General features: G+C 57.1%; 23 protein-coding genes. 18 read left to right on the top strand and 5 right to left on the bottom strand.

Going from position 1 to position 23030, the window contains the following annotated elements:
- Positions 1–108 precede the first annotated feature (108 nt).
- Positions 109–471: a hypothetical protein gene (locus RUM8411_RS13475; protein ID WP_085823233.1), complete on the top strand. Its 363-nt coding sequence runs from the start codon at positions 109–111 to the stop codon at positions 469–471.
- A gap of 229 nt (positions 472–700) precedes the next feature.
- Here RUM8411_RS13475 and RUM8411_RS13470 read toward each other — a convergent pair whose 3' ends face one another.
- Positions 701–1612 (bottom strand): LysR family transcriptional regulator, encoded by a 912-nt coding sequence (locus tag RUM8411_RS13470; RefSeq protein ID WP_085823232.1) that lies wholly within the window; start codon positions 1610–1612, stop codon positions 701–703.
- A gap of 107 nt (positions 1613–1719) precedes the next feature.
- Here RUM8411_RS13470 and RUM8411_RS13465 point away from each other — a divergent pair, with 107 nt between their 5' ends.
- The 5 genes from RUM8411_RS13465 (at position 1720) to RUM8411_RS13445 (ending at position 6282) form a co-directional block, all read left to right on the top strand.
- Positions 1720–2496, top strand: coding sequence for a CmcJ/NvfI family oxidoreductase (locus RUM8411_RS13465; protein ID WP_085823291.1), 777 nt, complete (start codon positions 1720–1722; stop codon positions 2494–2496).
- A 12-nt stretch (positions 2497–2508) separates the two neighbouring features.
- A complete protein-coding gene (locus RUM8411_RS13460) occupies positions 2509–3474 on the top strand; it encodes an LLM class oxidoreductase (RefSeq protein ID WP_085823231.1) in 966 nt (321 codons plus the stop codon).
- 12 nt (positions 3475–3486) lie between these two features.
- Positions 3487–4275: an SDR family NAD(P)-dependent oxidoreductase gene (locus RUM8411_RS13455; protein ID WP_085823230.1), complete on the top strand. Its 789-nt coding sequence runs from the start codon at positions 3487–3489 to the stop codon at positions 4273–4275.
- Positions 4276–4368: 93 nt separating this feature from the next.
- Positions 4369–5214, top strand: coding sequence for an enoyl-CoA hydratase/isomerase family protein (locus RUM8411_RS13450; RefSeq protein WP_085823229.1), 846 nt, complete (start codon positions 4369–4371; stop codon positions 5212–5214).
- 81 nt (positions 5215–5295) lie between these two features.
- A complete protein-coding gene (locus RUM8411_RS13445) occupies positions 5296–6282 on the top strand; it encodes a zinc-dependent alcohol dehydrogenase family protein (protein ID WP_085823228.1) in 987 nt (328 codons plus the stop codon).
- Between the two features lie 228 nt (positions 6283–6510).
- Here RUM8411_RS13445 and RUM8411_RS13440 read toward each other — a convergent pair whose 3' ends face one another.
- Together RUM8411_RS13440 and RUM8411_RS13435 are read right to left on the bottom strand one after the other, a co-directional pair.
- On the bottom strand, positions 6511–7878 hold the full coding sequence (locus RUM8411_RS13440; RefSeq protein WP_234995230.1) for a sensor histidine kinase: 1368 nt from the start codon (positions 7876–7878) through the stop codon (positions 6511–6513).
- A complete protein-coding gene (locus tag RUM8411_RS13435) occupies positions 7875–8543 on the bottom strand; it encodes a response regulator transcription factor (protein WP_085823227.1) in 669 nt (222 codons plus the stop codon). Before RUM8411_RS13435 ends, RUM8411_RS13440 begins: the two co-directional genes overlap by 4 nt.
- A 139-nt stretch (positions 8544–8682) precedes the next feature.
- Between RUM8411_RS13435 and RUM8411_RS13430 the strand changes: the two genes are divergently transcribed.
- The 5 genes from RUM8411_RS13430 (at position 8683) to RUM8411_RS13410 (ending at position 14244) form a co-directional block, all read left to right on the top strand.
- The gene (locus RUM8411_RS13430; protein ID WP_085823226.1) at positions 8683–9771 is read left to right on the top strand and encodes a type 2 periplasmic-binding domain-containing protein; all 1089 of its coding nucleotides are present in this window, start codon (positions 8683–8685) and stop codon (positions 9769–9771) included.
- A gap of 79 nt (positions 9772–9850) precedes the next feature.
- Positions 9851–11881: a tripartite tricarboxylate transporter permease gene (locus RUM8411_RS13425; RefSeq protein WP_085823225.1), complete on the top strand. Its 2031-nt coding sequence runs from the start codon at positions 9851–9853 to the stop codon at positions 11879–11881.
- Between the two features lie 10 nt (positions 11882–11891).
- Positions 11892–12980 (top strand): 4-oxalomesaconate tautomerase, encoded by a 1089-nt coding sequence (locus tag RUM8411_RS13420; protein WP_085823224.1) that lies wholly within the window; start codon positions 11892–11894, stop codon positions 12978–12980.
- Between the two features lie 50 nt (positions 12981–13030).
- Positions 13031–13267, top strand: a complete 237-nt coding sequence (locus RUM8411_RS13415) for a hypothetical protein (RefSeq protein WP_085823223.1) — start codon at positions 13031–13033, stop codon at positions 13265–13267.
- Positions 13264–14244 carry a D-2-hydroxyacid dehydrogenase family protein gene (locus RUM8411_RS13410; RefSeq protein ID WP_085823222.1) on the top strand — a complete coding sequence of 327 codons (981 nt, stop codon included), beginning with the start codon at positions 13264–13266 and terminating at the stop codon, positions 14242–14244. The genes RUM8411_RS13415 and RUM8411_RS13410 overlap by 4 nt, the downstream gene beginning before the upstream one ends.
- Here RUM8411_RS13410 and RUM8411_RS13405 read toward each other — a convergent pair.
- On the bottom strand, positions 14213–15214 hold the full coding sequence (locus RUM8411_RS13405; RefSeq protein ID WP_085823221.1) for an AbrB family transcriptional regulator: 1002 nt from the start codon (positions 15212–15214) through the stop codon (positions 14213–14215). The genes RUM8411_RS13410 and RUM8411_RS13405 overlap by 32 nt on opposite strands.
- A 141-nt stretch (positions 15215–15355) precedes the next feature.
- On the opposite strand from RUM8411_RS13405, the gene RUM8411_RS13400 reads away from it, so the two are divergent.
- From RUM8411_RS13400 to RUM8411_RS13380, 5 genes are all read left to right on the top strand, one after another.
- Positions 15356–16036, top strand: coding sequence for a GntR family transcriptional regulator (locus tag RUM8411_RS13400; protein ID WP_085823220.1), 681 nt, complete (start codon positions 15356–15358; stop codon positions 16034–16036).
- Between the two features lie 11 nt (positions 16037–16047).
- Positions 16048–17442 carry an FAD-dependent tricarballylate dehydrogenase TcuA gene (gene tcuA, locus RUM8411_RS13395; RefSeq protein ID WP_085823219.1) on the top strand — a complete coding sequence of 465 codons (1395 nt, stop codon included), beginning with the start codon at positions 16048–16050 and terminating at the stop codon, positions 17440–17442.
- Positions 17432–18511: a tricarballylate utilization 4Fe-4S protein TcuB gene (gene tcuB / locus RUM8411_RS13390; RefSeq protein ID WP_085823218.1), complete on the top strand. Its 1080-nt coding sequence runs from the start codon at positions 17432–17434 to the stop codon at positions 18509–18511. Before tcuA ends, tcuB begins: the two co-directional genes overlap by 11 nt.
- A gap of 322 nt (positions 18512–18833) precedes the next feature.
- On the top strand, positions 18834–19466 hold the full coding sequence (locus tag RUM8411_RS13385) for a tyrosine-type recombinase/integrase (RefSeq protein WP_085823217.1): 633 nt from the start codon (positions 18834–18836) through the stop codon (positions 19464–19466).
- A gap of 225 nt (positions 19467–19691) precedes the next feature.
- Positions 19692–20444 carry an ATP-grasp domain-containing protein gene (locus RUM8411_RS13380; RefSeq protein ID WP_200818577.1) on the top strand — a complete coding sequence of 251 codons (753 nt, stop codon included), beginning with the start codon at positions 19692–19694 and terminating at the stop codon, positions 20442–20444.
- A gap of 92 nt (positions 20445–20536) precedes the next feature.
- Here the strand turns inward: RUM8411_RS13380 and RUM8411_RS13375 are convergent, their stop codons facing one another.
- Positions 20537–21832 carry a vWA domain-containing protein gene (locus RUM8411_RS13375; protein ID WP_085823215.1) on the bottom strand — a complete coding sequence of 432 codons (1296 nt, stop codon included), beginning with the start codon at positions 21830–21832 and terminating at the stop codon, positions 20537–20539.
- Positions 21833–21849: 17 nt separating this feature from the next.
- On the opposite strand from RUM8411_RS13375, the gene RUM8411_RS13370 reads away from it, so the two are divergent.
- Together RUM8411_RS13370 and RUM8411_RS13365 are read left to right on the top strand one after the other, a co-directional pair.
- On the top strand, positions 21850–22656 hold the full coding sequence (locus tag RUM8411_RS13370) for a DUF6502 family protein (RefSeq protein WP_143534903.1): 807 nt from the start codon (positions 21850–21852) through the stop codon (positions 22654–22656).
- A complete protein-coding gene (locus RUM8411_RS13365) occupies positions 22653–22844 on the top strand; it encodes a hypothetical protein (RefSeq protein ID WP_085823213.1) in 192 nt (63 codons plus the stop codon). Before RUM8411_RS13370 ends, RUM8411_RS13365 begins: the two co-directional genes overlap by 4 nt.
- Positions 22845–23030: the final 186 nt, after the last annotated feature.

Here is a 23030-nt window from a genome sequence, read left to right as displayed (position 1 = left end):
AGGTGGCGGAGCAAAGTTGATGCTTCGCCGCACATGCTCATCAGTATTAGTGGCGGTCTCTCGATTGGGCCAACTACGTTGAATTGCTAAACTGCGAGGTGAAGAAACATGACCAGCGGTCAAAGAAATCTTATTGAACGGCTTCAACCAATATGGGAGGCCGTAGGCAAGCTAGGCGCGAATAATCCCGAGCTTAATCTAAAGGCCTATCTCGATGAGATGTGGAGCGAAGACGAAACAACTACTGCTTCTTTGGGGGCTGCAAATAGTCCGGCTCGACGTGACGAAAAAAATGCGGACGATCCTGAGGCTCAGTTCAAGATGATTGCCGTCGCTTATGCCACAGGAGAAATGGATGAAATCGATCAGGTAATTAACTACCTAGCGTTTATACGCCGTATGAAGAAGCAGGGTATTTATGATCTGGGACACTCGAGTGATGAAGATTTAGGTGGTGAGAATACAACCTAAAGGCGGTTTACATAACACCCGTTCAACGACGTTCGCGGTTCGTTAAAATACTCACTTTCAAGCTTTGGTTGTTCTAAGCGACCAGCACCCAGATATTGTGTTGGGCGCATCTTGAGATCCGCTTGGCGGACGAAAACAGACTTTTGCAATTGGACAAGGCATGTCCGCTTAGCGCCTTTCCCCGACCTTGGCGTCACGATTTCTGAGAGCGCGCATTATCCTATTGCGCTCATGTTTCCCAAGCAGGCTTTGCGCCAATCTCTGCAACCAGAAAGTCCATGAACGCCCGCACTTTGGGGGACAGCACGTTGGACTTGGGATAGATTAACCACAAGACATTGTCTTCACTGGCCTCAAAGTTTGGAAGAACTCGTATCAAACGGCCTGACTTCAGTTGATCATGCACGCTCCATCGAGCGTTCAGGGAAATACCGGCTCCGGCTAGGGTGGCGCGGACCTGGCTTTGACCGTCATCGATGACCAGTTGGCCTTTGGCTGACGCGGGATCGAAAATGGCGTTCTCGCCTGCCGGTCCTATCAGTGACCGCGGTTGGAGGTTTTGGAATGCGATCAGACGGTGGTTTGTCAAATCGGCTGGTGTATCGGGAACGCCGTGCGTACCGAGGTAGTGTGGCGCAGCACAAAGAATACGCTGGTCATCGGCCAGTTTGCGGCCCTTCAGGCTGGTGTCGACAAGTGGCGCGTTCCTGAGTGCTAGATCATAGCTTCCTTCGATCAAGTCGAACTGTACATCCGAAAGGCGCAGATCGAGCGTGAGATCTGGGTGCCGTTCAAGGAACCTTGGCAGAATTGGCGCGATGTAGAGCTGTGCAAAACTGCTTGGCGCCGCAAAACGTAATGTCCCCTTGATCGTCGTCGTTTGCTTACCCAATGCAGCAAATGCCGCCTCTTCCTGTGCGATGATCTCGCGGGCGAAAGGCAGGAAATCGGCGCCTTCGACGGAAAGTGACACTTTGCGCGTCGTGCGATGCAATAGCTCAGACCCCAGGCTTTGTTCCAGCTTGGCAAGCTTTGCGCTAGAGACAGCCGGGGCCATGCCCAATCCGCGCCCTGCGGCGCTGATGTTCAACATTTCCGCTGCCCTTACGAACAGGCGGAGCGCGTCTGTATCAAGCCCCATTATCTTCAAAAACCGAATTATTAATCCAAGAATGGCAAGTTTATATGCAAATAGCTTGGCGTTAAATACCTCTCATGGATGCAGCACCGCAAAAGCAGGAGGCGCAAGTGACACGAAAAGCCACAGTCAACTACCATGTTCACAAGCCGTATCGGCAAGCTTTTGAGCTGGATGCAGGTGGGATTGCGGGAAACCTGATTTCTCCTGAATTGGCCCCAACCTTTGTGACGTTGACCGATATGCGAGCGACGACCACCTCTGTTACGTTTGCCTCTGATGCCGTTGAATTCGCGACGCTGGAAACGCAGGTTTGGGATTTTGCCGGCGACGCCTGGAAACCGACTTACGATGCTGAGCTGACAGCGATGCTATCGGACAGGCTGCGCGCGCGCGAGGTTGTGGTTTTCGATCACACGGTTCGGACAGATGACCCTGATGCGACGCGCAAACCTGCGCGCAACGTTCATAGTGACTACAGCAAGGACGGAGCTGAGCAGAGGCTTGTCGATCTATTGGGCGCCCAGACGGCAGCTGAATGGGCGCAGGGTCACTATGCCTTTGTCAATGTGTGGCGTCCGCTGGAGCATCCGATCAATTCAGCACCCCTTGGGTTTGTCCGCCCGTCATCCGTTGATCCGGCCGATTGGCTTCTGCTTGACTTGATATATCCCAACCGCAAAGGGCAAATCATGGGGCTGGTGGGAAACCCCCAGCATCAATGGATTTATCAATCCAAGATGAAGCGGGACGAGGTCGCGATCTTCAATATTTTTGACAATCGCGGCTTGCCGTCGATTGCGCATAGCGCGCTGGACATGGTCGAGGACCCAAGTGTCACGACCATTCGCAAAAGCATCGAGAGCCGTACTTTGGTGCGCTATTAAAGGAGCCCAGTGATGTTGGATGAAACGCAGCCTGAAGAATTTGCCCAAATCAACTTCGCCTACAACCGGGTGTTCCGTCCCGGGCGGCTGAGCGTTGGCCTTGTGTTGCCTCTCGAAGCCTATTCCGTTGGCGCTGAGCCGACGTTGCGGGGGCATCTGGCAGCCGCTCAGAAAGCCGAGGAACTTGGGTTTGCAGCCCTTTGGTTGCGTGACGTGCCCTTCAATGTCCCAAGCTTTGGTGATCCGGGCCAGATTTTCGATCCCTTTGTCTATCTGGGGGCGCTGGCAACGGTGACAGATCAGATTGCACTTGGAACATCGAGTGTGATCCTGCCATTGCGTCACCCCGCGCATGTAGCCAAGGCGGCGGCGACGGCTGATGTCCTCTCGGGCGGGCGGTTGCTGTTGGGCGTTGCGTCCGGTGACCGCCCCGAAGAGTACCCGGCGATGAACCAAAGTTACGATGACCGAGGGCAACGTTTCCGCGACAGCACTGAATACATCCGGGCGGTCGGGGCGGATTATCCCACACATCAAACCGCTCAGGGCACTTTGTCGGGCGGAATTGACCTATTGCCAAAGCCGCATGGCACACGACTACCTATGATTATTACCGGTGGCAGCCAGCAAACGCCCGATTGGGTGGCACGGAACGGCGACGGCTGGATGACTTATCCGCGCAATGCGGTGGCCCAGGGGCAGGTCATCGCGGACTACCGGCGCCGTGTGAAGGCAGCGGGACAACCGGACAAGCCTGTGATGCAATCGCTCTATATCGATGTTGTTGCCGACCCTGCCAAACCACCGCGACCGATCCATCTTGGGTTTCAGTCCGGCACCGATTTTCTGCGCAGCTACCTGCGTGAGATTGAAGCGCTTGGGATCAACCACGTCGCGCTCAACCTCAGGTCCAACCAAGCGCCTATCGCCGCAACTCTTGAACACTTGGCAGACACTGTGCTGCCTGACTTTTCGTAAAGGATCAAACCGATGACCAAGACCATTCTCATAACGGGTTCAACTGACGGTATTGGCTTGCTTACGGCCAAGAAGCTGATCGCCGAAGGGCACAACGTGCTTTTGCATGGCCGCAGTATGTCCAAACTGGAAAGCACAACTGCCGCAGTCGGTGGAAATGCCGAAACCTATGTTGCTGATCTCAGAGATCTTTCTGCGGTTCGAAACCTCGCTGAAAATGTAAGGGCTAAACATGACAAGCTGGATGTCCTGATCAACAACGCAGGTGTGCTGAAAGCCCCGCAAGCTGTACTTGCGAACGGGCAGGACATCCGCTTTGTCGTGAACACGCTTGCGCCATTTCTACTGACCGAATTGCTGCTGCCGATCATTCCCGCCGACGGGCGCGTCGTGAATCTGTCATCGGCAGCGCAAGCCCCGGTAAACATCAATGCTCTGCGCGGCAATGTTTCTTTGGCAGATATGGAAGCCTATGCTCAAAGCAAGCTTGCGATTACCATCTGGACACGGGAATGGCCGAAAACGTTGACAGACGCTCCGGTTATGGTTGCGGTAAATCCCGGATCACTTTTGGCCTCGAAAATGGTGAAAGAAGGCTTTGGCCTCGCCGGGAACGATATGAACATCGGCGCTGATATCTTGATTGATGCGGCTTTGGGCGCGCGGTTCGCTGACATGTCAGGAGCCTATTTCGACAATGACAGTGGGGCTTTCGCTGATCCCCATGCCGCAGCGCTTGACGAAAACCACTCTGCCGACGTCATGAACACCATCAAAGACTTGATCAGCCAGACGGGCTGAACACCCACGGCGCGAAAACGCCGTGCACTTCCACTCTTAACACTACACAAACCCTCACGCATGCCGCGTCGAGGCCCGAGAAAGGACTGCCTGATGAAATACGAGAGCTTTCAAACCTTCGACGTCACCGTTGAAAATGGCATCGCCACGGTCACATTCGACTTTGGCCCCGTGAACGTGCAAGGCCAGGAAATGCTGGCCGACCTTAACAGTCTGGCTATGCGGTTGGAGCGGGACCGCGACACCAAGGTCGTGATCTTTCAATCCGCCAATCCGGAAATCTGGGTCTGCCATTACGACACCGAGCTGCTCAAGGACATGTCGACCGAGGCGGTATCCCGCGAAGATGCACAGCTTTTGGACCTGCAATCGGTATGTGAACGGATCAGCAAGGTGCCGCAAGCCACCATCGCCAAGCTTGAAGGGTTCGCGCGCGGCGGCGGGCACGAATTGGCGCTGGCGCTTGACATGCGCTTTGCGGCGCGAGGCAAGTTCAAGTTCATGCAGATGGAGGTCGGAATGGGCATCCTGCCCTGCGGCGGCGGGGCCTCGCGCATGGCGCGTCAGACCGGTCTTGGCAAAGCGCTTGAGATCATCCTGAGCGCGCAGGACTATGACGCCGATGATGCAGAGCGTCTGGGCACCATCAACAAAGCCTTGGAGCCGGATGAAATTGGCCCCTATGTGACAGCTTTGGCCGAGCGGATCGCGAAATTCCCTGCGGAGTCGATCAATGCCTGCAAGCAGATGGTCTATGAATCCATCGACAAACCGATTGATGAGGCGCTGAAGGCCGAAGCCTATTGGCTGTATCAGGCGACCAGCAAGACCCCGGCCGTCAAACGTTTCACACTCGCCGATGAACAGGGTCTGGAACACGACATCAAAAACCAGCGCAACTGGGGCGATCTCGTGATGCAGGTGCAGGACATCAACTGACCAACCCCCAACCCAATGATCTTATCCGGCGTGCGTTGTTTCGGCGCGCGCCGGGCGTCACATCCAAAAAGGAATATCCCAATGAAAGCAATGGTTCTGAATACCTACGGACCCGGCGCGGCATTTGAGCCCACTAAGATGCCCGACCCGGTCGCCTCACCCGGACATGTGCTGGTCAAAGTGGCCGCCACCAGTGTCAATACCGTCGACACGATGATCCGAAACATGGGCGCGGACCTGCCCCTGTCCCCCACATTGCCCGCTGTCCTTGGCATGGATTTTGCCGGCACCGTTGTTGCGGTTGGCGACGGTGTGACAGGCTTTGTCATAGGTGATGAGGTGTATGGCTGCGCCGGTGGTTTGATGGATCTACCGGGCTCTCTGGCAGAGTACATCAACGCGGATGCCCGCCTTATTGCACATAAGCCCAAATCGCTGAGTATGCGGGAGGCCGCTGCGCTACCTCTGGTCGGCATCACCGCCTACGAAGGGCTGACCCGCTCAGGTGTTGGCGGCGGACAGACCGTTCTTGTTCAGGGCGGCGCCGGTGGTGTTGGCCATGTCGCGGTTCAAATCGCCCGCCATCTTGGGGCAACCGTCTCTGCGACGGGCCGGGGTGCGGATCAGATGGCCCTGATCAAGGGTCTTGGGGCGCGTCCCGTGGATTTCACCACCCAAAGAGTCGAAGATTACGTGGCCGAACACACCGACGGCGTGGGTTTCGATGTGGTATTTGACAGCGTGGGCGGGCCGAACATGACAAACTCGTTCGCAGCCGCCAAGCTGAATGGCCATGTCGCCTCAACGGTCGCGATGGTCGAGATTGACTTGACGCCTGCTCATTTCAAAGGCTTGTCCCTGCACGTCGTCTTCATGCTGATCCCAATGATGCACGATGTCGGGCGGCAAACACATGGCGACATTCTGAGGATACTGGCTGATCTGGCGGATGACGGCGCGCTCAAACCGATTGTTGACGAACATAAGTTTGGGTGGTCCGACGTCGGCGCCGCTTACGCGCACCTAACGAATGGATATGCGGTCGGAAAAGTCGTTGTGGAACTGTGATCTGATCCGGTTGGGCTTGGTGCGCGCATAATGACCTTGCGCACCAACTCAGTTGGCGCAGCAAATGACGTCACCTATCAGTGCTTAGCTGGCCTTTGCGCGAGTTGCAGCACAGGTTGCTTTGGGCTCAGTGCAGACGTCCTCGGCGTGCAGGATCAATCGCTGCTATGACAAAGAATGCGCTTTAATCGTGAAGGGTTTCGGGGCCCTTGGGGAATTCGGTCCGATTTACAGAACTAAAGGAAGCTCAAGCGTAATGCTCGCTCCTTTTTCGACTTTGTTGATCGCGACCGTTCCTCTATGGCGCTCCGCCACAGCTGAGACAATTGACAGCCCCAAACCGCTGCCGTCGGAGTATTCCAGCTGCGAAAACCGGCTGAACGCGGCTTCGCTTTGTTCGGGCGAAAGACCTGTTCCGTCGTCGGCTACAGTTAGATTAACGTGCTCGCCGTCACAGCACAGCGCGACTGAAATTCGGCTCAACTCAGCACCACCGTGTTTAACTGCGTTGTCCAGCAGGTTTTTGATGGCCTCGGTCAAAAAGACCTGATCCCCTGAGACCATAATTGTCGAATCCGGCATCGTGACCTCAAAATCGATCCCTTTTGCAAGGATGCGTACGCCCATCTCTGCGCAAGCTTCTTCGACGACCAAGCGGAAATCGATCTTCTCCATCTGATCATGATGCGTAGGTTGCCGCAGTCGTTCCAGTGACAATAACTGCTCTGCCACCGTGGCCGAGTTCTTTGCCGCTGAGACAAGTTCAGCAATGCGTTTGTCCCTGTCCTCATCCGTTTTTGCATCGCGCAGTGCCTCGGCCATGGACTGAACCGCGGCTGCCGGATTTCGCAGTTGATGCGCGGCTTCCGAGATAAACACTTGATGGGCGTTGATGCTGTGTTCAACCTGCCCAAACAGCCGGTTCAGTGTTCGGACAATGCCGTGGACTTCGACCGGGACCGGGCGTTTGATCTTGCTGAGGTCGTCGGGTGAGCGCAGGTCAATGGCGTCCTGTATATCCAGCAAAGGCCGCAGGCCGCGCGCGACGCCGAACCAGACGACAAAGGCTAGGGTGGCCAGCAGTATCCCCATCAGGATCGCTGCGCGGATCGATAATTCATTGGCAAAGGCGTTGCGGTCCGCAATGCGTTGCCATGCAGTGACTGTCGCATCGCCCACCAGATTACCTAGGGTGACCCGCTCAGTCATTTTCAGAACGCGCACGGGTTCGTCACGGTAAACAGCCTCAAAAAACTGTGGTTGGTAAACATCCTTCCCCGATGGAGTTACCGAGGCTGGAGGATATGCGTAGCCGGTCACATAGATGCCGCCGGGTCCGGTCACATGATAGAAAATCTCTCCGCCCGATGCATCGCGAATTAAGCCGCGCGTGGTGGGTGACAAGGCATCGCCTTCCGAAACCGCCACGTCTCGGGAAATCGCGAGACCGGCGGACAACAGGCTGTCATCAAAAAGCTCTTGCGCCGTCTGCTTGGCAACCGTGTAGCGCCAATATCCAAGCAGGATTGCGAGCAACACCAAAGGCGTCAGGATCAGAATGAACAGTCTCAGCCTGAGCGAACCGTGTCTGATCACTTCTGCACCTCAAGCAGATACCCAAGGCCACGGGCTGTTTTGATCCCAACACCAAGGTTTTGAAGGCGTTTGCGCAGTCGTGACACATGCGGCTCGACGGCTGAATCGTCGACATCGGCGCCCACGCCGTAGACGTAATCGGTCAACTGACTTTTGGGGACGATCCTGCCCCGCCGTTCCAGCAGGCATTCAAGCACAGCCATTTCCCGACGCGGCACATCGAGAACTTGGCCCTTTGCGCTCACCTGCCGGGCGGTGCGGTCGAACTCAAGATCTCCGATGGTCTCGCGCGCTCCATAATCCAGTTGTTTGCGACGGGAAAGCGCGCGGATGCGAGCCTCAAGCTCATCCATCTCGAAGGGCTTCACCAGGTAATCGTCGGCGCCCATATCCAGACCTGAAACGCGATCGCTGGTCTCGGTGCGCGCGGTCAGCAGGATGACAGGCGCGCTATCACCCCGATGGCGCAGCGACCGCAAAATCTCAAGCCCTGACCGACCCGGCAGGTTGATGTCCAGAACGATCAGATCCGCGCCTTCTTGTTCCAGATATAGATCGGCGGCATCGCCATCTGTCAGCACATCAGCGGCATGGCCCCGATCCCGCAGGCGATAGGCAATGGCGTTGGCGAGGGTCTCGTTATCCTCGACGATGACGATCCGCATTCGGGCTCCTGCAAGTTTCGCGCAAGGTTGACGCTCCATGATTGCCAGATGGGAGGGGGAATCAACCCCACAGTTCTATATGCGATCACGGTAGCGCGGAGGGCGCCGACGTGGTTGTCTGGTCAACAGGGAGGAACCAATGGCCATTTCCAACTTCACCCGCCGCGCCGTCGTGGGGCTGATCGCCGCCGCCGGACTCGCCGCACCTGCCGCTGCAGAAGTCGATTTCTCGGGCAAGACCATCGAATGGGTCATTCCTTTCTCGGAAACGGGCGGGTCGGCCAAATGGGCCAACTTCTTTGCGCCGCTTCTGTCCGAGGCACTGCCGGGCCAACCGACTGTGGTGGTCAAATTCATGCCGGGCGCAGGTTCGACCAAAGGTGCGAACTGGTTTCAGGAGCAGAATCATGATGACGGCACGCTGCTGTTTGGCACGTCGGGTTCAACACAGTTCCCGTATCTGCTGAGCGACCCGCGTGTGCGCTATGAATACAACGATTGGATTCCGGTTATGGCGTCGGGCACCGGCGGTGTCGCCTATCTGAACGCCGAAGATGGGGCCAAGTTTGATGGTTCTGCCAATGCGCTGAAAGACACCAATTTCATCTACGGCTCGCAGGGCGCGACCCGTTTAGACCTTGTGCCGCTGCTGGCCTGGCAGATGCTGGGCATGAATGTTGAGCCTGTCTTTGGTATCAAGGGCCGCGGTGATGGCCGCCTGATGTTCGAACGCGGTGAGGCTAATATCGACTACCAGACATCCTCGGGCTATCTGGGCGGGTCGGCCCCGTTGGTTGAATCCGGTCAGGCTGTTCCGATGATGACCTGGGGTGCTCTGGATGCAGACGGCAACATCGTTCGCGACCCGACCTTCCCGGATATCCCGACTTTCAAAGAAGTGTGCGAAGCCACCGATGGCTGTGAAACCACCGGTGAGGCATGGGATGCGTGGAAAGCGTTCTTTGTAGCCGGGTTCCCGGTTCAGAAGCTGGCCTTCCTGCCGGGTGATACACCTCAGGAAGTGGTCGACGCATACACAGCTGCGTTCCAGGCTGTGACCGAGCGCGGCGACTTTGCCGATATCTCCTCGAAGCGCGTGGGCAAATACCCAGTGTTCTCAGGTGACGGCTCTAAAGCGGCACTGCAAACCGCGACAAACGTGGACGACAACGCCAAAGCCTACGTTCTGAACTGGCTCAAAGAAGCCTATGGTGTCGAGCTGAACTAAGCCCAAACACCACCGCGCGTGCCCCAATGTCGGGCGCGCGCTTTTCCAAACACAAGACAATTTATGAAAGGCGGCCGCTATGGAGGTTTTCGCCACAGCTGTTCCTGCGCTCAGTGACGCGTGGGGTCTGATCCTGCAACCTATCGTTCTGGGGTACCTTGTTCTTGGTGTCGTTATGGGACTGGCCGTAGGTGTTTTCCCGGGGCTTGGCGGTATTGCTGGTCTGTCCCTATTGCTGCCTTTCATGTTCGGCATGGACCCGATCCTTGGATTGGCGTTGATGATCGGAATGGTTGCCGTTGTTCCGACCTCTGACACCTTCGCATCAGTTCTTATGGGCATCCCCGGTAGCTCTGCCTCGCAGGCTACGGTGCTGGACGGCTTCCCGATGGCGAAAAAGGGCGAGGCCGCGCGGGCATTGTCAGCGGCCTTTGCTTCATCGCTGTTTGGCGGTTTGGTCGGCGCAACTTTTCTGACCATGTTCATCTTGGTCGCGCGGCCCATCGTTCTGGCATTCGGTCTGCCCGAGATGCTGATGATCACCATTCTTGGCTTGTCGATGGTCGCCATTCTAGCCGGACGTATCCCGCTTAAGGGTGTCGCCGCCGCTGGGCTGGGCCTGATGGTCGGCACCATTGGCGAGGCGGACGCAGGCGGTTCGCTGCGTATGGCGACTTATGACATTCCTTACCTGACCGATGGTCTGAAGTTGGTCATCGTTGGCTTGGGTATCTTTGCGGTGCCCGAAATCGTCTCGCTGTTGCGACAAGACCGATCCATTGCCAAGGGCGCTTCGCTAGGGGCTGGATGGCTTGATGGCGTCAAAGACTGGGCTGCGAACATCTGGTTGTCGGTCCGCTGTTCGATCATTGGCGTGGTTGTCGGTGTTATTCCCGGCCTTGGTGGCTCGGTTGTTGACTGGATCGCTTATGGCCATTCGGTTCAATCGACCAAAGACAAAAGCAACTTCGGCAAAGGCGAAGTGCGTGGCGTCATCGGGCCGGAAAGCTCGAACAACGCCAAGGAGGGCGGGGGGCTCGTCCCAACGCTGCTGTTTGGTATCCCCGGCTCGGGTTCCATGGCGATCTTTATCGGCGCTGTTGCACTGTTGGGATCCGGCGATATCGAGGTCGGTCCTAGCATGCTCAAGGATAATCTCGACATCACCTATTCAATTGTCTGGTTGCTGGCTCTCGCCAACGTGGTGGGGACTATCCTGTGTATTGCTGCCTCGGGTGGGATCGCCAAGCTGACGACAATCCGCTTCACCTATCTGGCGCCGTTTCTGTTCATGCTGATCAGCTTTGCGGCTTTCCAGTCCGGCCAAAACTCCGAAGACCTGCTGGCCCTGTTCGTCATCGGCCTGATCGGCATCTTCCTGCGTCGTTTCGACTGGTCGCGTCCGGCCTTTCTGATCGGGTTCGTTTTGTCGAACCCGGTTGAAAAGTTCACCAACCAGGCGTTTCAGATCGCCTCTTTCCGCTTCCGAAAAAGCTTTGGCGAAGGCATGGAGTACGTCTTCAGCCCAATCGTCATCGTGCTGATCGTGGTCACGGTTGTTTCGGTCATTCTGGGTATCCGGCAGGCCAAGATGATCATGGCCGAGGGTGATGTTCAGGCCGGTACCAAACGCGCGCCGCTTATCTTTCTGCTGGTGATCATGGCCTATCTGATCGTCGCTTTGGTCAACGCCAACATGATCCCCGACTACAATATGACCGACAAGATCATCCCGCTGGTTATCGGCAGCGTCTCGCTATTCTGTTGCGTGATCCTTCTAATCCAGATGATGCGACGTCCCGAAGGCGACGTGATCTTTGCCGACAAGGAAATCGCCGGTGAAGACGCCAGCGCACCCCACGGTCTGTGGTCCACTCTGGCGTGGTTCGCCAGTTTGATCGCGGCCACGTGGGTGGTGGGCTTCATCCTCGCCCTGATAGGGTTCCTGATCGCCTTTCTCCGTATCCACGCCGGGTCCAGCTGGCAGATGACTCTGATCCTGACCGCCTGCGGCATCGGGTTCATGTGCCTGATGGCGGGCGCTCTGAACCGCGATTTCCCGCCAGGTCTGTTGCAGGACATGGTCAGCCTGCCCTGGCCGTTGAAGTGAGGGGTTCAAAATGACTCAAACCGCAATCCCTTATATCTTGATGCGTGGCGGCACGTCGAAAGGCCCGTATTTCCGCCGCTCGGATTTGCCTGAGGATCTGGACGCGCTGGCCAAGGTGCTGATCGCCGCTCTTGGGTCCGGGCAGTCGCTGAACATCGACGGCATCGGCGGCGGCGCGGCGGTGACCACAAAGGTCGCGATGCTGTCGGTCGGCGAGGATGACTGGGCCGATATCGACTATTTCTTTGCGCAGGTCTCGGTCGAGGACAAGCTGGTCGATTTCAAACCGACTTGCGGCAACATCCTGTCCGGGGTTGCCCCTGCGGCTATCGAGATGGGCCTGTTCAAACCGCAGGGCGATGAAACCGAAATTCGCATTCGGGCCGTCAACACTGGGGCTCGTGTCGTGGCAAAGGTGAATACACCCGGGGGCGAATTGACCTATGAGGGCGATGCGGAAATTGCAGGCGTTCCCGGTCATTCCGCGCCGGTGCAGCTGAGTTTCATGGGCGTGGTGGGCTCGGCAACCGGAGCTTTTATGCCCACGGGCAAACTGCGCGATACCGTTCAAGGTATTGAACTGACTTGCATGGATGTCGCCATGCCGATGGCCATTGCCCGTGCCGCCGACTTCGGTTTGACCGGCTACGAAAGCGCCGAGGAGCTGGACGGCAACCGGGCCTTTTTTGACCAGATGGAGGCGGTGCGGATCGAAGCCGGGGAACGGATGGGTATGGGAGACGTGTCGAAGTCAGTGACACCCAAATTCGGCCTTGTCGCGCCTGCCAGAGACGGCGGAACGCTTGCAGTGCGGTATTTCATGCCCTGGAAAACGCACCCGACCATGGCCGTCACCGGGGCGCAATGCATGGCGTCTTGCGCTTTGACGCCCGGGACCGTTGCGGACGGTCTGCTGGATCGCCACACGGCAAGCCCGGCTGAAGTCGTGCTGGAGCACGCCTCAGGCAAGATTGACGTGTTGGTGGATTTTTCAACCGATGAAGGATTCACGGTGAAAGCGGCGGGCTTGGTGCGAACCGCGCGCAAGCTGGCGGACGGGCATGTCTATGTGCCGAAATCGGTGTGGAAGGAGAGTTGATCGGGCAATCCATGTTAAGTATACTATAGTATACAATAGCGGAGGTCACGATGGACGACTACTTGGAATGCCTCGATATCGCGCGTCAGGAACTCAAGCTGGCACAAGCGGCCCTGCGGCGGGACATGGCAGAGTACCCGACGCCGATCGCCGGGTGCGATGAGCAGTTCAACCATCTGCTGGACCAAATCGAACGCGTCCGAAGCGCGCTGGCCGCGCTAGACGCGCCGCATTTTGTGCCAACCCCAAGAAAGCTGACCACCGGGAAGGGTATCGAAAGCCGATGAACGTACACATTCTGGATGACTGGTTTGACACGCTTCGTGGCCTGCCTTGCTTTGAGAGACTCACGGGTCATGAGGTGACGGTATGGACGGATCATGTCGAAGACACTGACACTCTGGCCGAGAGATTGCAGGAAGCAGAGGTGCTGGTGCTGTTTCGCGAACGTACCAAAGTCACTCGCTCCTTGCTGGGGAAGTTACCGAACCTGAAACTGATCAGCCAGCGCAGCGTTTATCCTCATGTCGATGTCGAAGCCTGTACAGATCACCGCGTGTTGTTGTGTTCGAACATGCATGGTGGAACGCCGTCTTATGCTGCAGCTGAACTTACTTGGGCGTTAATCATGGTCGGGATGCGGGATTTGCCCGCACAAATGGCCTCGGTCAAAGCAGGGCACTGGCAGGCGGGCGTGGGCAAGACGCTGCGGGGGCGTCAGTTGGGGCTCTATGGCTATGGCCGCATTGCTCGCGCCATTGCAAGTTATGCCGAGGCCTTTGGGATGAATGTGGTCTGGTGGTCATCCGTAGAAGGCCGGGCGCGTGCGCAGGCCGATGGCGCGCAGGTCGCGCCCAGCCGTGAAGCGTTCTTTGGCAGCAGCGATGTTGTCTCGGTCCATGTGCGCTTGAAACCGGATACGCGCGGGATCATTACCGCATCGGATTTCGCACAGATGCAGCCGGAGGCGCTGTTTGTGAACACCTCGCGAGCCGGGCTGATCGCACCTGGTGCTTTGCTTGAGGCGCTGAACGTCGGTCGCCCCGGCAAAGCGGCGATTGATGTGTTCGATTCCGAGCCACTGACCGATCCGACCGATCCTTTGTTGTCGCATCCTAACCTGATCGCAACACCGCATATTGGCTTCGTAACAGAGGACGAGTTCGACCTGCAATTCGCGGATATTTTCGATCAGGTGAACGCATATGCCGAAGGCGCTCCGATCCACACGATCAACCCCGAGGTTTGGACCAACGCAGAATAAGATTTGCCGCGATGGGCGCGCCGATGATCACCAACACGATCCTTGTTAGATGATGGGTGATCACAAAGCCCAGATCCGCACCCGAGACAATGGCCAGAACCGTCATCTCAGCTTGCCCGCCGGGGGCAAAGGCCAGAAACGCCTCGACCGGTTGGCCGAAACCCAAAGTGGTCACAACGGCGGTGAAGGCCGCGGCCAGCACAGCCAGAACAACCACATAGGCGCAACCCGCCGCCACGACTTTGCGCAGTTCCACCCAGGTGACGCCCACAAACTTCACGCCAATCGCGCAGCCGATAAAGAACTGCGCAGCCAGAATAGCCTCGCGCGGGGGGCGGGTATGGATAAAATCGCCCAGCGACAGGGCCGCCGTCAGGATCATCGGACCGAGAATGGACGCTCCGAACAGACCAATGCGCTCTCCGCCTTTCCAACCAACGAAGGCCGACAGAACCATCAGGGCCAACTCATGCACTGGCAGGTCGCGCGCAGGCTCTCCGATTGGGTTGGTGAGTTCGGCGCCATAGAACACAGTGAGAAACAAGGGGGCCAGCGTCACGATGATCAGCACGCGCGTGCCATGGATCAGAGAGAGGGTACGCGGGTTCGCCCCAGCCTCGGTGCCGAAGATGATCATGTCCTGCAACCCGCCAGGCATGGCGGCGTAAAAGGCGGTTGTCGTGTCAAAGCCCCAGACCTTGCGGAAGAACGGTACTCCGACCAGGGCGATCAGCAGGATAAAGAACGGGACCAGCGTTATTGACGCAGCCATCTTCGGCAATTCAACAAACAGAGCCGGGGTGATCGACGCCCCGACTGCCACGCCAAGGATGGTTCGGGCCGCCACCGAGACCTGCCCGAACCCTTCCATCGGCGCATGAGCCAGGGCGGCGATCAGACAAGCGCTCATCGGGCCGAATAAGAATGGCAGGGGCAGATCCAGCAGCCAGAAAACTCCGGTGCCCAGCATCGCAAGCCCGAACGTCAGGGCGCGCTTTCTTAAAGCTGAGGGTTCGTTTTTCTGGTCAGGCAATGCGCAGATTCCGATGCGGTTGACTCAATATGTATCCAAATGTATACAAGTGGACGCAAGAAGACAAGTGAGCACTCGATGACCATCCAAGACGACCCGTTACAGCCTGGCCCGCAAGGCAACTCCGCCTATCAGCGCCTGCTGGATGAGATTCGCGATGGTAGCCTTCTGCCCGGCGAGCGCCTGCGCGAGATTGAGCTTTCTGAAAGGCTGGGCGTTAGTCGCACCCCCGTGCGCGAAGCGATCCGGCAATTGGAGACGGATGGGCTGGTCACGCATGTTCCGCGGCAGGGCGCGACAGTGCGCAGTCTGGACTATGCCGAGGTGATGGAGCTGTATGAAATGCGCGCCGTTTTGGAGGGCACTGCGGCCCGGTTAGCGGCTCGGGCGGCCTCGGATGTCGAATTGGACGAATTGGACGTGCTGAACGACCGGCTGGCAGAGGCAGGCACCGGCCCCGAGGCAGCGCGGATCAACCGGATTTTCCATGCGACGTTGCTGGATGCGGCCAAGAACCGGTTTCTGACAAAATCCATGTTGTCTCTGCAAAAGGCGCTGTTGATCCTGGGGCCCTCGCAATTGCTGGATAGCGACCGCGCCGAGGCCGCAGTGGCGGAGCATCGGCACATTATGGCGGCTTTGAAGGCCCGCGATGGCGCAGCGGCCGAGACAGAGATGCGCGCACATATTCATGCGGCACAACGGATGCGCATCCGAGCGTTGCAGGACCGCGACCGCTCAATCGACGAAAATCACTAGGTAGACAGGATATGGCCACCCCAAAGGAAGCTTACGATATCGCTGTGATCGGTGGCGGCAATGCGGCTCTCTGCGCTGCGATGACTGCAGCTGAGGCCGGCGCGCGCGTTTTGATCCTTGAAACGGCGCCAAAACCTTATCGCGGCGGAAACTCCCGCCATACGCGCAACTTTCGGTGTATGCATTCCGGCCCGTTGGGTCCGCTCGTCGAGGCGTATAGCGAAGATGAATACCTCTCGGATCTGCTGAAAGTCACCGGCGGCAAAACCGATGAACATCTGGCCCGCCTCGCGATCCGAACGTCGGAAGAATGCCTGCCGTGGATGGAAGAGCACGGGGTCCGGTTTCAGCCGTCGCTTTCCGGCACATTGTCATTGGCACGGACCAACGCGTTTTTCATGGGGGGCGGCAAATCTCTGGTGAATGCCTATTACCGCACGGCGGCAGGTTTGGGTGTAGATGTGCTCTATGAAGCTGCGGTCACGCATCTGGAACTGAACAGCGACCAGATCGAGTGGGTCGATTACACCTATGAAGGCCAGTCTCAACGGATCACACCGAAGGCAGTAATCGTCGCATCCGGCGGCTTTCAGGCCGACACCGATTGGCTCACCCGCGCGTGGGGTGAACCTGCAAAGAACTTCCTGATCCGAGGAACGCCGTACAACCGAGGCGTGGTCCTGTCTGATCTGTTGGACCAAGGAGTAGAAAGCGTCGGTGACCCGACCCAATGCCACGCCGTGGCTATCGACGGGCGTGCGCCGAAGTTTGACGGCGGCATCGTCACCCGTCTGGACTGCGTGCCGTTTTCCATCGTCGTGAATAAGGATGCAGAACGATTTTATGACGAGGGCGAAGACGTCTGGCCCAAGCGCTACGCGATCTGGGGCCGTTTGGTGGCGGCGCAGCCGGATCAGGTGGGATATGCCATCATCGACGCCAAGTCGCTGAACCTGTTCATGCCGTCCGTGTTCCCTCCGCTAAAGGCGGACAGGTTGGACGAATTGGCCGGGATGATGGACCTGCCCGCAGAGAAACTGAAAGCAACCGTTAGCGCATTCAACGCCGCCTGTGGTGACATCAGTGGGTTTCATCCGACTGAACTGGACGGGGTGACGACCTCGGGCCTGATCCCGCCCAAGACCAACTGGGCGCGCCCAATTACCGAACCGCCGTTTTATGGCTATTCGCTGCGGACCGGCGTGACCTTTACCTATCTTGGGTTGAAGGTCGACGAGACGGCCCAGTGCTCGACCCCAAGCGGCAAGATCAAAAACCTTTGGGCCGCTGGCGAGACCATGGCCGGGTCGATCCTTGGGCAAGGCTATCTGGCGGGCTTTGGCATGACCATCGGAACTGTTTTTGGACGCATCGCAGGACGAGAGGCCGCCGCTTATGCAAACTGATCTTATTCAGGAAGCCCGCCGTCAGGCCGAGATCTGCAACGCCTGCCGCTATTGCGAGGGCTATTGTTCGGTCTTCCCGTCGCTGCACGCAGAGCGTGCGTTCTCGGATGGGGACATCACGCAACTGGCCAACCTGTGCCACAACTGCCGAGGCTGTTACTACGCCTGTCAGTACACCGCCCCGCACGCGTTTGACCTGAACCTGCCCAAGGCGCTGGCCGAGGTGCGGCGGGACAGTTGGGAGAGATTCACCTGGCCGCAGCCGCTGGCGCGCCGGTTCCACACCCATGGCGGGGCCATCGCCCTGGCGTTGGTGGTCGGATTTGCCCTGTTGTTCTGGGCGACCCGCGCCATCGGTTCCAGTGGAGGCGAAGGGTTTTATGCCGTCCTGTCCCACAACGCGATGGTCGCGATCTTTGCGCCTGCATTCCTGCTGCCTCTGTTCAGTATCGCCTTCAGCCTGAGGCGCTATTGGGCCGAGGTGAACGGCAAACCGATCCAGATGTCTGATCTAACGGTTGCGCTCAAACGTGCGGGCAAGATGCAGGATTTGGCGGCAGGCCATGGCGAAGGCTGCAACTTCGAGGACGAAGACCGGTTCAGTCAGGCACGACGCCACATCCACCACGCCATCATGTATGGCTTCCTGCTGTGCTTTGCGTCGACCTCGGTGGCGACGGTTATGCATTACGGCTTTGGACTGCACGCACCCTACGGGTTCTGGTCTTTGCCCAAACTGTTCGGGATTTCAGGGGGTGTTTTGCTGACGTTGGGTTGCGGTGCCATGGCGCTGCTCAAGCAAAAGTCAGACCGAGACCTCGGCGATCCGTCGGCCTGGGGTGGGGATATCGGCTTCATCCTGTTGCTCGGGTTTGTGGGGCTCAGCGGGCTGGTTCTCTATGCCCTCGGTTCAACGCCTCTGATGCCCGCACTGCTGGCCATCCATCTCGGATCGGTCCTTACGTTTTTCCTCCTTACGCCCTACACAAAAATGGCACACGGCTTCTATCGGCTTGCGGCGCTGGTCCGAGACGCACAAAGGAAAAGAGATGTGTCCATGGTCCGTTAACAGCCCGTCGCGTCTGAGTGAGCAGAAAGAACATGCAATAGGATCAAATATGATTGTGAAGAACTCTGCGTTGCAGCACTTCTAGTGGCGGTCAACGTCCGGAATGGGCCGTCCATTGTAGGACCAACGGCAGCGACGCACGCTTCGCACGTATTTGGGCCGACCGCATCAATTTGCACTCTGGGCTCGCAGCTGCCGAATGCGTCTGCGGCGTGTCCCAAAGAACAGGCAACCTGACAACGGCCATTCAAACTGCCTGTAAAATTCAGGTGTCAGCACGGTGCTGATGTCTAGGTTTGGCGGGAGGATTGGAGGGCGCACTATGCCAAGAGTCCAACTTCCCGCTGTCACCCCGAAACGAAGAGCCTGGAACAAGGGCCGGATCATGGGCCAGAAACGACCACTGTTGCCGAAACAAGTCTGGGCAATCCGCGCGCGGCTCGAACTGTCGGGCAACCTGCGCGATCTTGCGCTTTTCAACGTGGCTATCGAAAGCAAACTGCGAGGATGCGATCTGGTGAAGCTGGCGGTTGCTGATCTGGTCAAAGATAACCGCGTGCGGGAGCGAGTTTCTGTGATCCAGAGCAAAACCAAGCGCCCCGTTCAATTTGAACTGACGGAAAACACGCGCGAAACTGTCCTGGCTTGGGTCAAGTCGCCCGAGATGTTTGCGTGCCGGTTCATGTTCCCGAGCCGGTTCCATGACCGCCCGCACATCTCGACGCGCCAGTACGGTCGGCTCGTCCGCGACTGGGTGACGGCGATTGGTTTAGAACCGAGCGGGTACGGCACCCATTCGCTTCGCAGGACGAAAGCGGCCGAAATTTACCGAAAGACCGGCAATCTTCGCCCAGTTCAGCTGCTCCTTGGTCACTCCAAAGTGGACAGCACCGTGCGCTACCTTGGCGTTGAGCTGGAAGATGCGCTGAGCATCGCCGAGCAAATCGACATTTGAACCACGTTGGCGGGCGGCACTTGCCGTTCGCCAACCCGGACCGGACCTGCGTTCGCTCCGCAGCAGCGGTTCGGATCGAGCCCAGACCTACAGAGATTACACCCAATTCCAATGTCTGCTGTTGAGCATGTAACGGGATGGTGTTCTCTATGCAGGGGATAAACAGTCAGATTTGAGTACAAATTCATGCAATGGATACTTCAGGATTTTGAGAACACTCGGAAGATGGCTGATGCACTTGATCGGCTCGAAATCCCTTACTCTTGGCACAAGGTTGTTCCGTTCATTGGCGAACTGACGCCAACTCCGACTATTGATGATCCGAACGCCGTTGTGATGTTCGGTTCTTATACCCTATGGCGATACGCAAAGGCCAACGGCCTTAAGCCCGGCGTCTTCAAGATAAGGCCCTTTGTCCATGAAGCATCGTGGCACCCATTTCTGCTAAATGGCGCGGATGCTCTTTTCTTAGCGCTGCGAGATATTCCGGAACAATTTCCCGATGACGGGAAAAACTGGTTCCTGCGCCCAGTTGAAGACAGCAAAGAAGAGCCCGGAAACGTAAAGTCTACTGGTGAAATCATTGATTTGGCCAACAAAGTACTTGCCCTAGAAGAGCACGAGATACCTAAAGGTTCGCTTCGCCACGATACAGAAATGATGTTCACGAAGCCCGTTCGCATTCAAAAAGAATGGCGACTGTGGGTGGTCAGAGATGAGATTGTTACTTTCTCTCTCTACAAAGAAGGCTCGCGCGTCGTTTACCGACATGAAATTGACGAGGATGCCTTGGATTTTGCCAAGAGGTTGGTGGAGGCAAACCCAAATTACGCACCGGCCTATGTTATCGACATTTGTCGCACGGATGACGGGCTGAAGATGCTCGAAACGAATTGCATCAATGCCGCCGGTTTCTATGAGGCCGACCTGTTGAAGCTGGTGTCGTCAATCGACGATTTTTCGGCTGGCCAGCATTAGAGAAGCTGACATTCGCATACGAATGTCCGAATTCGGAAGAAACGCTGTCTTTGCAGACCCTCGAGACCGCTCAAAGCAGCGTTCCGATCTTGCTAGTAAATGCACTTGCCGCTCCGATAACTCCCGACTTCTCGGATAACATTCTGGCTCGAAGCTTCAATGCGTCGCCCGCTGAGTTCGCTTTTAATAACGCGAACCATAAGTTCGTTGAGGGGAGTTACACGGTAACACGTGGTAGAGGGTTCGTTATGCGCATACCCGACACCGCTGTCATCAGTCAGGAATATGTAGCGCCCGTTCGAAACCAATGCCCCCTGTCTCATAAGGTATTCAAGATGCGGCCCCTGGCTGCTAGCTTCGACACTGAAAATCTGGACGCCGTTCAGTGCGGCTTTCTGGGTGGCATTCAAATAGGTCCGGGTCTGTGTTTCGTGGGGCGGCTCGTCCCCGATTTGAAACAAGAGCCGCTCGCCATGTCCTCGGCGCCAGTTCAGTGATACGCCCGCCTCCAGCGAGTCTGCGACCGCTTCGGGATACCCACCGCCGCCATCGGTCGGCAGCTCACCGCTGAGCCATTTGCGAAACTGCTTGTTGCTTTTGGTGAAACCGTAGCTTTTGACCACATAGCGATCTCCCCTCGATTTATAGACCACAAGGCCAAGCCGGATATCGACATCGCCCGCGCCGCTTTTGGCCTGTCGCAGTATGGAGTCCAAATCCTTTACCAGCCATTCCATCTCGTCATCCATACTGCCAGTTGTATCAATGACAAAGGCCAGATCCAGAAAACTGGGTTGCCACTTCTGGTTCCCAGGCACTCTGACCGTTTGGCGAGTTCCAGTACTTTTGAGGCTTCGGGTGATCGGAGCTACTGATCCATCCGTGAAGGCCCGTAGTTCAACCGTTGGGACTCGTCCAGCACCCAATGCCGCGGGGAACACAGTGACCGCGCCATCAACACCAGAAAGCCCGTCATAGAATGGCTGAGACGCACCGGGCTTTCTCAGAGTGAAACGAACGCCCGGCGCAGGTTGATTATCCTCTCCTACGAAGGTTGCTAAAATCGGTGTGGACAAATCTGCTCGAGGCAGACCGAGCGCTTTCGATGCTTTCAATTGCTGTAGGGCAAACGCAGCGAGGTTGAGCGAGTCATCTATGTCGCCCGCAGTCAACACACCCTGACGCGGAACGGACCTGACCGGTTGTGACGCGGGCAAAGGCGCGGAAACGGCCGCAGATTCCTCAACGACGACAGGGGCTTCCACGACAGGTTCTTCCAGATTCCCGAGGGTTGAGACATCCGCGCAGCCTGAAAGAAACACTCCAAAAATCGCGGCACCAATTGCTGCGCCAACCGGGCTCGGCCCGCGGGTTTGCAGATAGTTCATCAACGCAACTCCTATAAATGTGCAATTTACACATCTCATGGAGACTTGCTCTCGTCAAGAAAAATGTGCATATAGCACATGTGCCAGATCTACTTGATACCCTCTTCGCTCCATTCGCGCGCCTAATGGTTGCCCGCGGCGTGCTGTTTCCTGAGTTGGTGGAACGATTGAAAGCGCATTATTTGGCGGCGGCGGTTGAGCAGTCTGAAGGAAAAGTTACAGACAGCCGCATCTCAGTTCTTACCGGCCTGCAAAGGCGTGACATTGCTCGCCTGAAATCAGAACCGCGTACACCGGTGCGCTCCAATCACTTGGCAACATTGGTAGCGCGGTGGCGAACAGATCCAGCTTATCTGGCTCAGGATATTCCCAAGAACGGCGCAGAACCGTCATTCGAGGCCCTTGCCCGTGACATTCGACGGGATGTTCATCCGCGAACAATGCTCGATACGTTGCTTAGTGCAGGAACGGTAGAAACGTTGGACAATGACATCCTGCGACTGAGTCAGACGTCTTATCAGCCTCTTGCAGGGTCCGAGGATCAGTTGGCCTATCTGACACGTAATCTTGGGGACCACATGTCTGCCGCAACCGACAACGTCATGGGCAAAACGCCTGCACATTTTGAACGCGCAGTTCATTATGGCGGCTTGACCATGGATCAGTTGTTGGAACTGAAAGAAGAACATGAACGAGCGCAGATGGCAGTTTTTGAAACGCTCGCAGACAAAGCAGCTGCCATGAAGGCAGGTCAGAAAGCCGACGCAGAGTACCGATTCCGCGCTGGCGCTTATTTTTACCGTCAGAGGGACAAGACCGAATGAAAACTACTCGATACTGCCTTTTCCTGTTCATACTGACAGCCTGCTCAGGAACCGAGAATCTGGAAGAGCCCGTCGTGGAAGCCCCTGTCGTTATTGAGGAGGCGATCAACAACGGAGAGGAAGAATGCCCGTCTATCGAACCCGGAACAGACGATGGGATAGGAGGCACTGGGTGCAGCGTCGACTAAATAGTGCTGGGAGGCCCGACCTTGCAGATTTCCTACTCAATAGAAACCGACCCTAACAAATTGCACCGATTCAGCCGTTCTCGTCGGGAAAAGGAGATTTTCTCTAAAGTAGCCATTGGCGTGTGCGAAGCGAAATGGCGCTTTGTCCGCTCCTGGATGGTCGATCCCGCTCGCGGCGAAAGGGCG

The sequence above is a fragment of the Ruegeria meonggei genome (assembly GCF_900172215.1).
GTDB lineage: Bacteria > Pseudomonadota > Alphaproteobacteria > Rhodobacterales > Rhodobacteraceae > Ruegeria > Ruegeria meonggei.
The sequence above is the reverse complement of the archived record's forward strand: the minus strand, read 5'-3'. Positions and strand labels throughout refer to the sequence as shown.

Bases quoted from the DNA above. Each gene is read 5' to 3' on its own strand.
- RUM8411_RS13475 (WP_085823233.1), top strand. From the start codon at position 109: ATGACCAGCGGTCAAAGAAATCTTATTGAACGGCTTCAACCAATATGG.
- RUM8411_RS13470 (WP_085823232.1), bottom strand. From the start codon at position 1,612: ATGGGGCTTGATACAGACGCGCTCCGCCTGTTCGTAAGGGCAGCGGAA.
- RUM8411_RS13460 (WP_085823231.1), top strand. From the start codon at position 2,509: ATGTTGGATGAAACGCAGCCTGAAGAATTTGCCCAAATCAACTTCGCC.
- RUM8411_RS13455 (WP_085823230.1), top strand. From the start codon at position 3,487: ATGACCAAGACCATTCTCATAACGGGTTCAACTGACGGTATTGGCTTG.
- RUM8411_RS13450 (WP_085823229.1), top strand. From the start codon at position 4,369: ATGAAATACGAGAGCTTTCAAACCTTCGACGTCACCGTTGAAAATGGC.
- RUM8411_RS13445 (WP_085823228.1), top strand. From the start codon at position 5,296: ATGAAAGCAATGGTTCTGAATACCTACGGACCCGGCGCGGCATTTGAG.
- RUM8411_RS13435 (WP_085823227.1), bottom strand. From the start codon at position 8,543: ATGCGGATCGTCATCGTCGAGGATAACGAGACCCTCGCCAACGCCATT.
- RUM8411_RS13430 (WP_085823226.1), top strand. From the start codon at position 8,683: ATGGCCATTTCCAACTTCACCCGCCGCGCCGTCGTGGGGCTGATCGCC.
- RUM8411_RS13425 (WP_085823225.1), top strand. From the start codon at position 9,851: ATGGAGGTTTTCGCCACAGCTGTTCCTGCGCTCAGTGACGCGTGGGGT.
- RUM8411_RS13420 (WP_085823224.1), top strand. From the start codon at position 11,892: ATGACTCAAACCGCAATCCCTTATATCTTGATGCGTGGCGGCACGTCG.
- RUM8411_RS13415 (WP_085823223.1), top strand. From the start codon at position 13,031: ATGGACGACTACTTGGAATGCCTCGATATCGCGCGTCAGGAACTCAAG.
- RUM8411_RS13410 (WP_085823222.1), top strand. From the start codon at position 13,264: ATGAACGTACACATTCTGGATGACTGGTTTGACACGCTTCGTGGCCTG.
- RUM8411_RS13405 (WP_085823221.1), bottom strand. From the start codon at position 15,214: ATGCTGGGCACCGGAGTTTTCTGGCTGCTGGATCTGCCCCTGCCATTC.
- RUM8411_RS13400 (WP_085823220.1), top strand. From the start codon at position 15,356: ATGACCATCCAAGACGACCCGTTACAGCCTGGCCCGCAAGGCAACTCC.
- tcuA (WP_085823219.1), top strand. From the start codon at position 16,048: ATGGCCACCCCAAAGGAAGCTTACGATATCGCTGTGATCGGTGGCGGC.
- tcuB (WP_085823218.1), top strand. From the start codon at position 17,432: ATGCAAACTGATCTTATTCAGGAAGCCCGCCGTCAGGCCGAGATCTGC.
- RUM8411_RS13385 (WP_085823217.1), top strand. From the start codon at position 18,834: ATGCCAAGAGTCCAACTTCCCGCTGTCACCCCGAAACGAAGAGCCTGG.
- RUM8411_RS13380 (WP_200818577.1), top strand. From the start codon at position 19,692: ATGGCTGATGCACTTGATCGGCTCGAAATCCCTTACTCTTGGCACAAG.
- RUM8411_RS13375 (WP_085823215.1), bottom strand. From the start codon at position 21,832: ATGAACTATCTGCAAACCCGCGGGCCGAGCCCGGTTGGCGCAGCAATT.
- RUM8411_RS13370 (WP_143534903.1), top strand. From the start codon at position 21,850: ATGTGCAATTTACACATCTCATGGAGACTTGCTCTCGTCAAGAAAAAT.
- RUM8411_RS13365 (WP_085823213.1), top strand. From the start codon at position 22,653: ATGAAAACTACTCGATACTGCCTTTTCCTGTTCATACTGACAGCCTGC.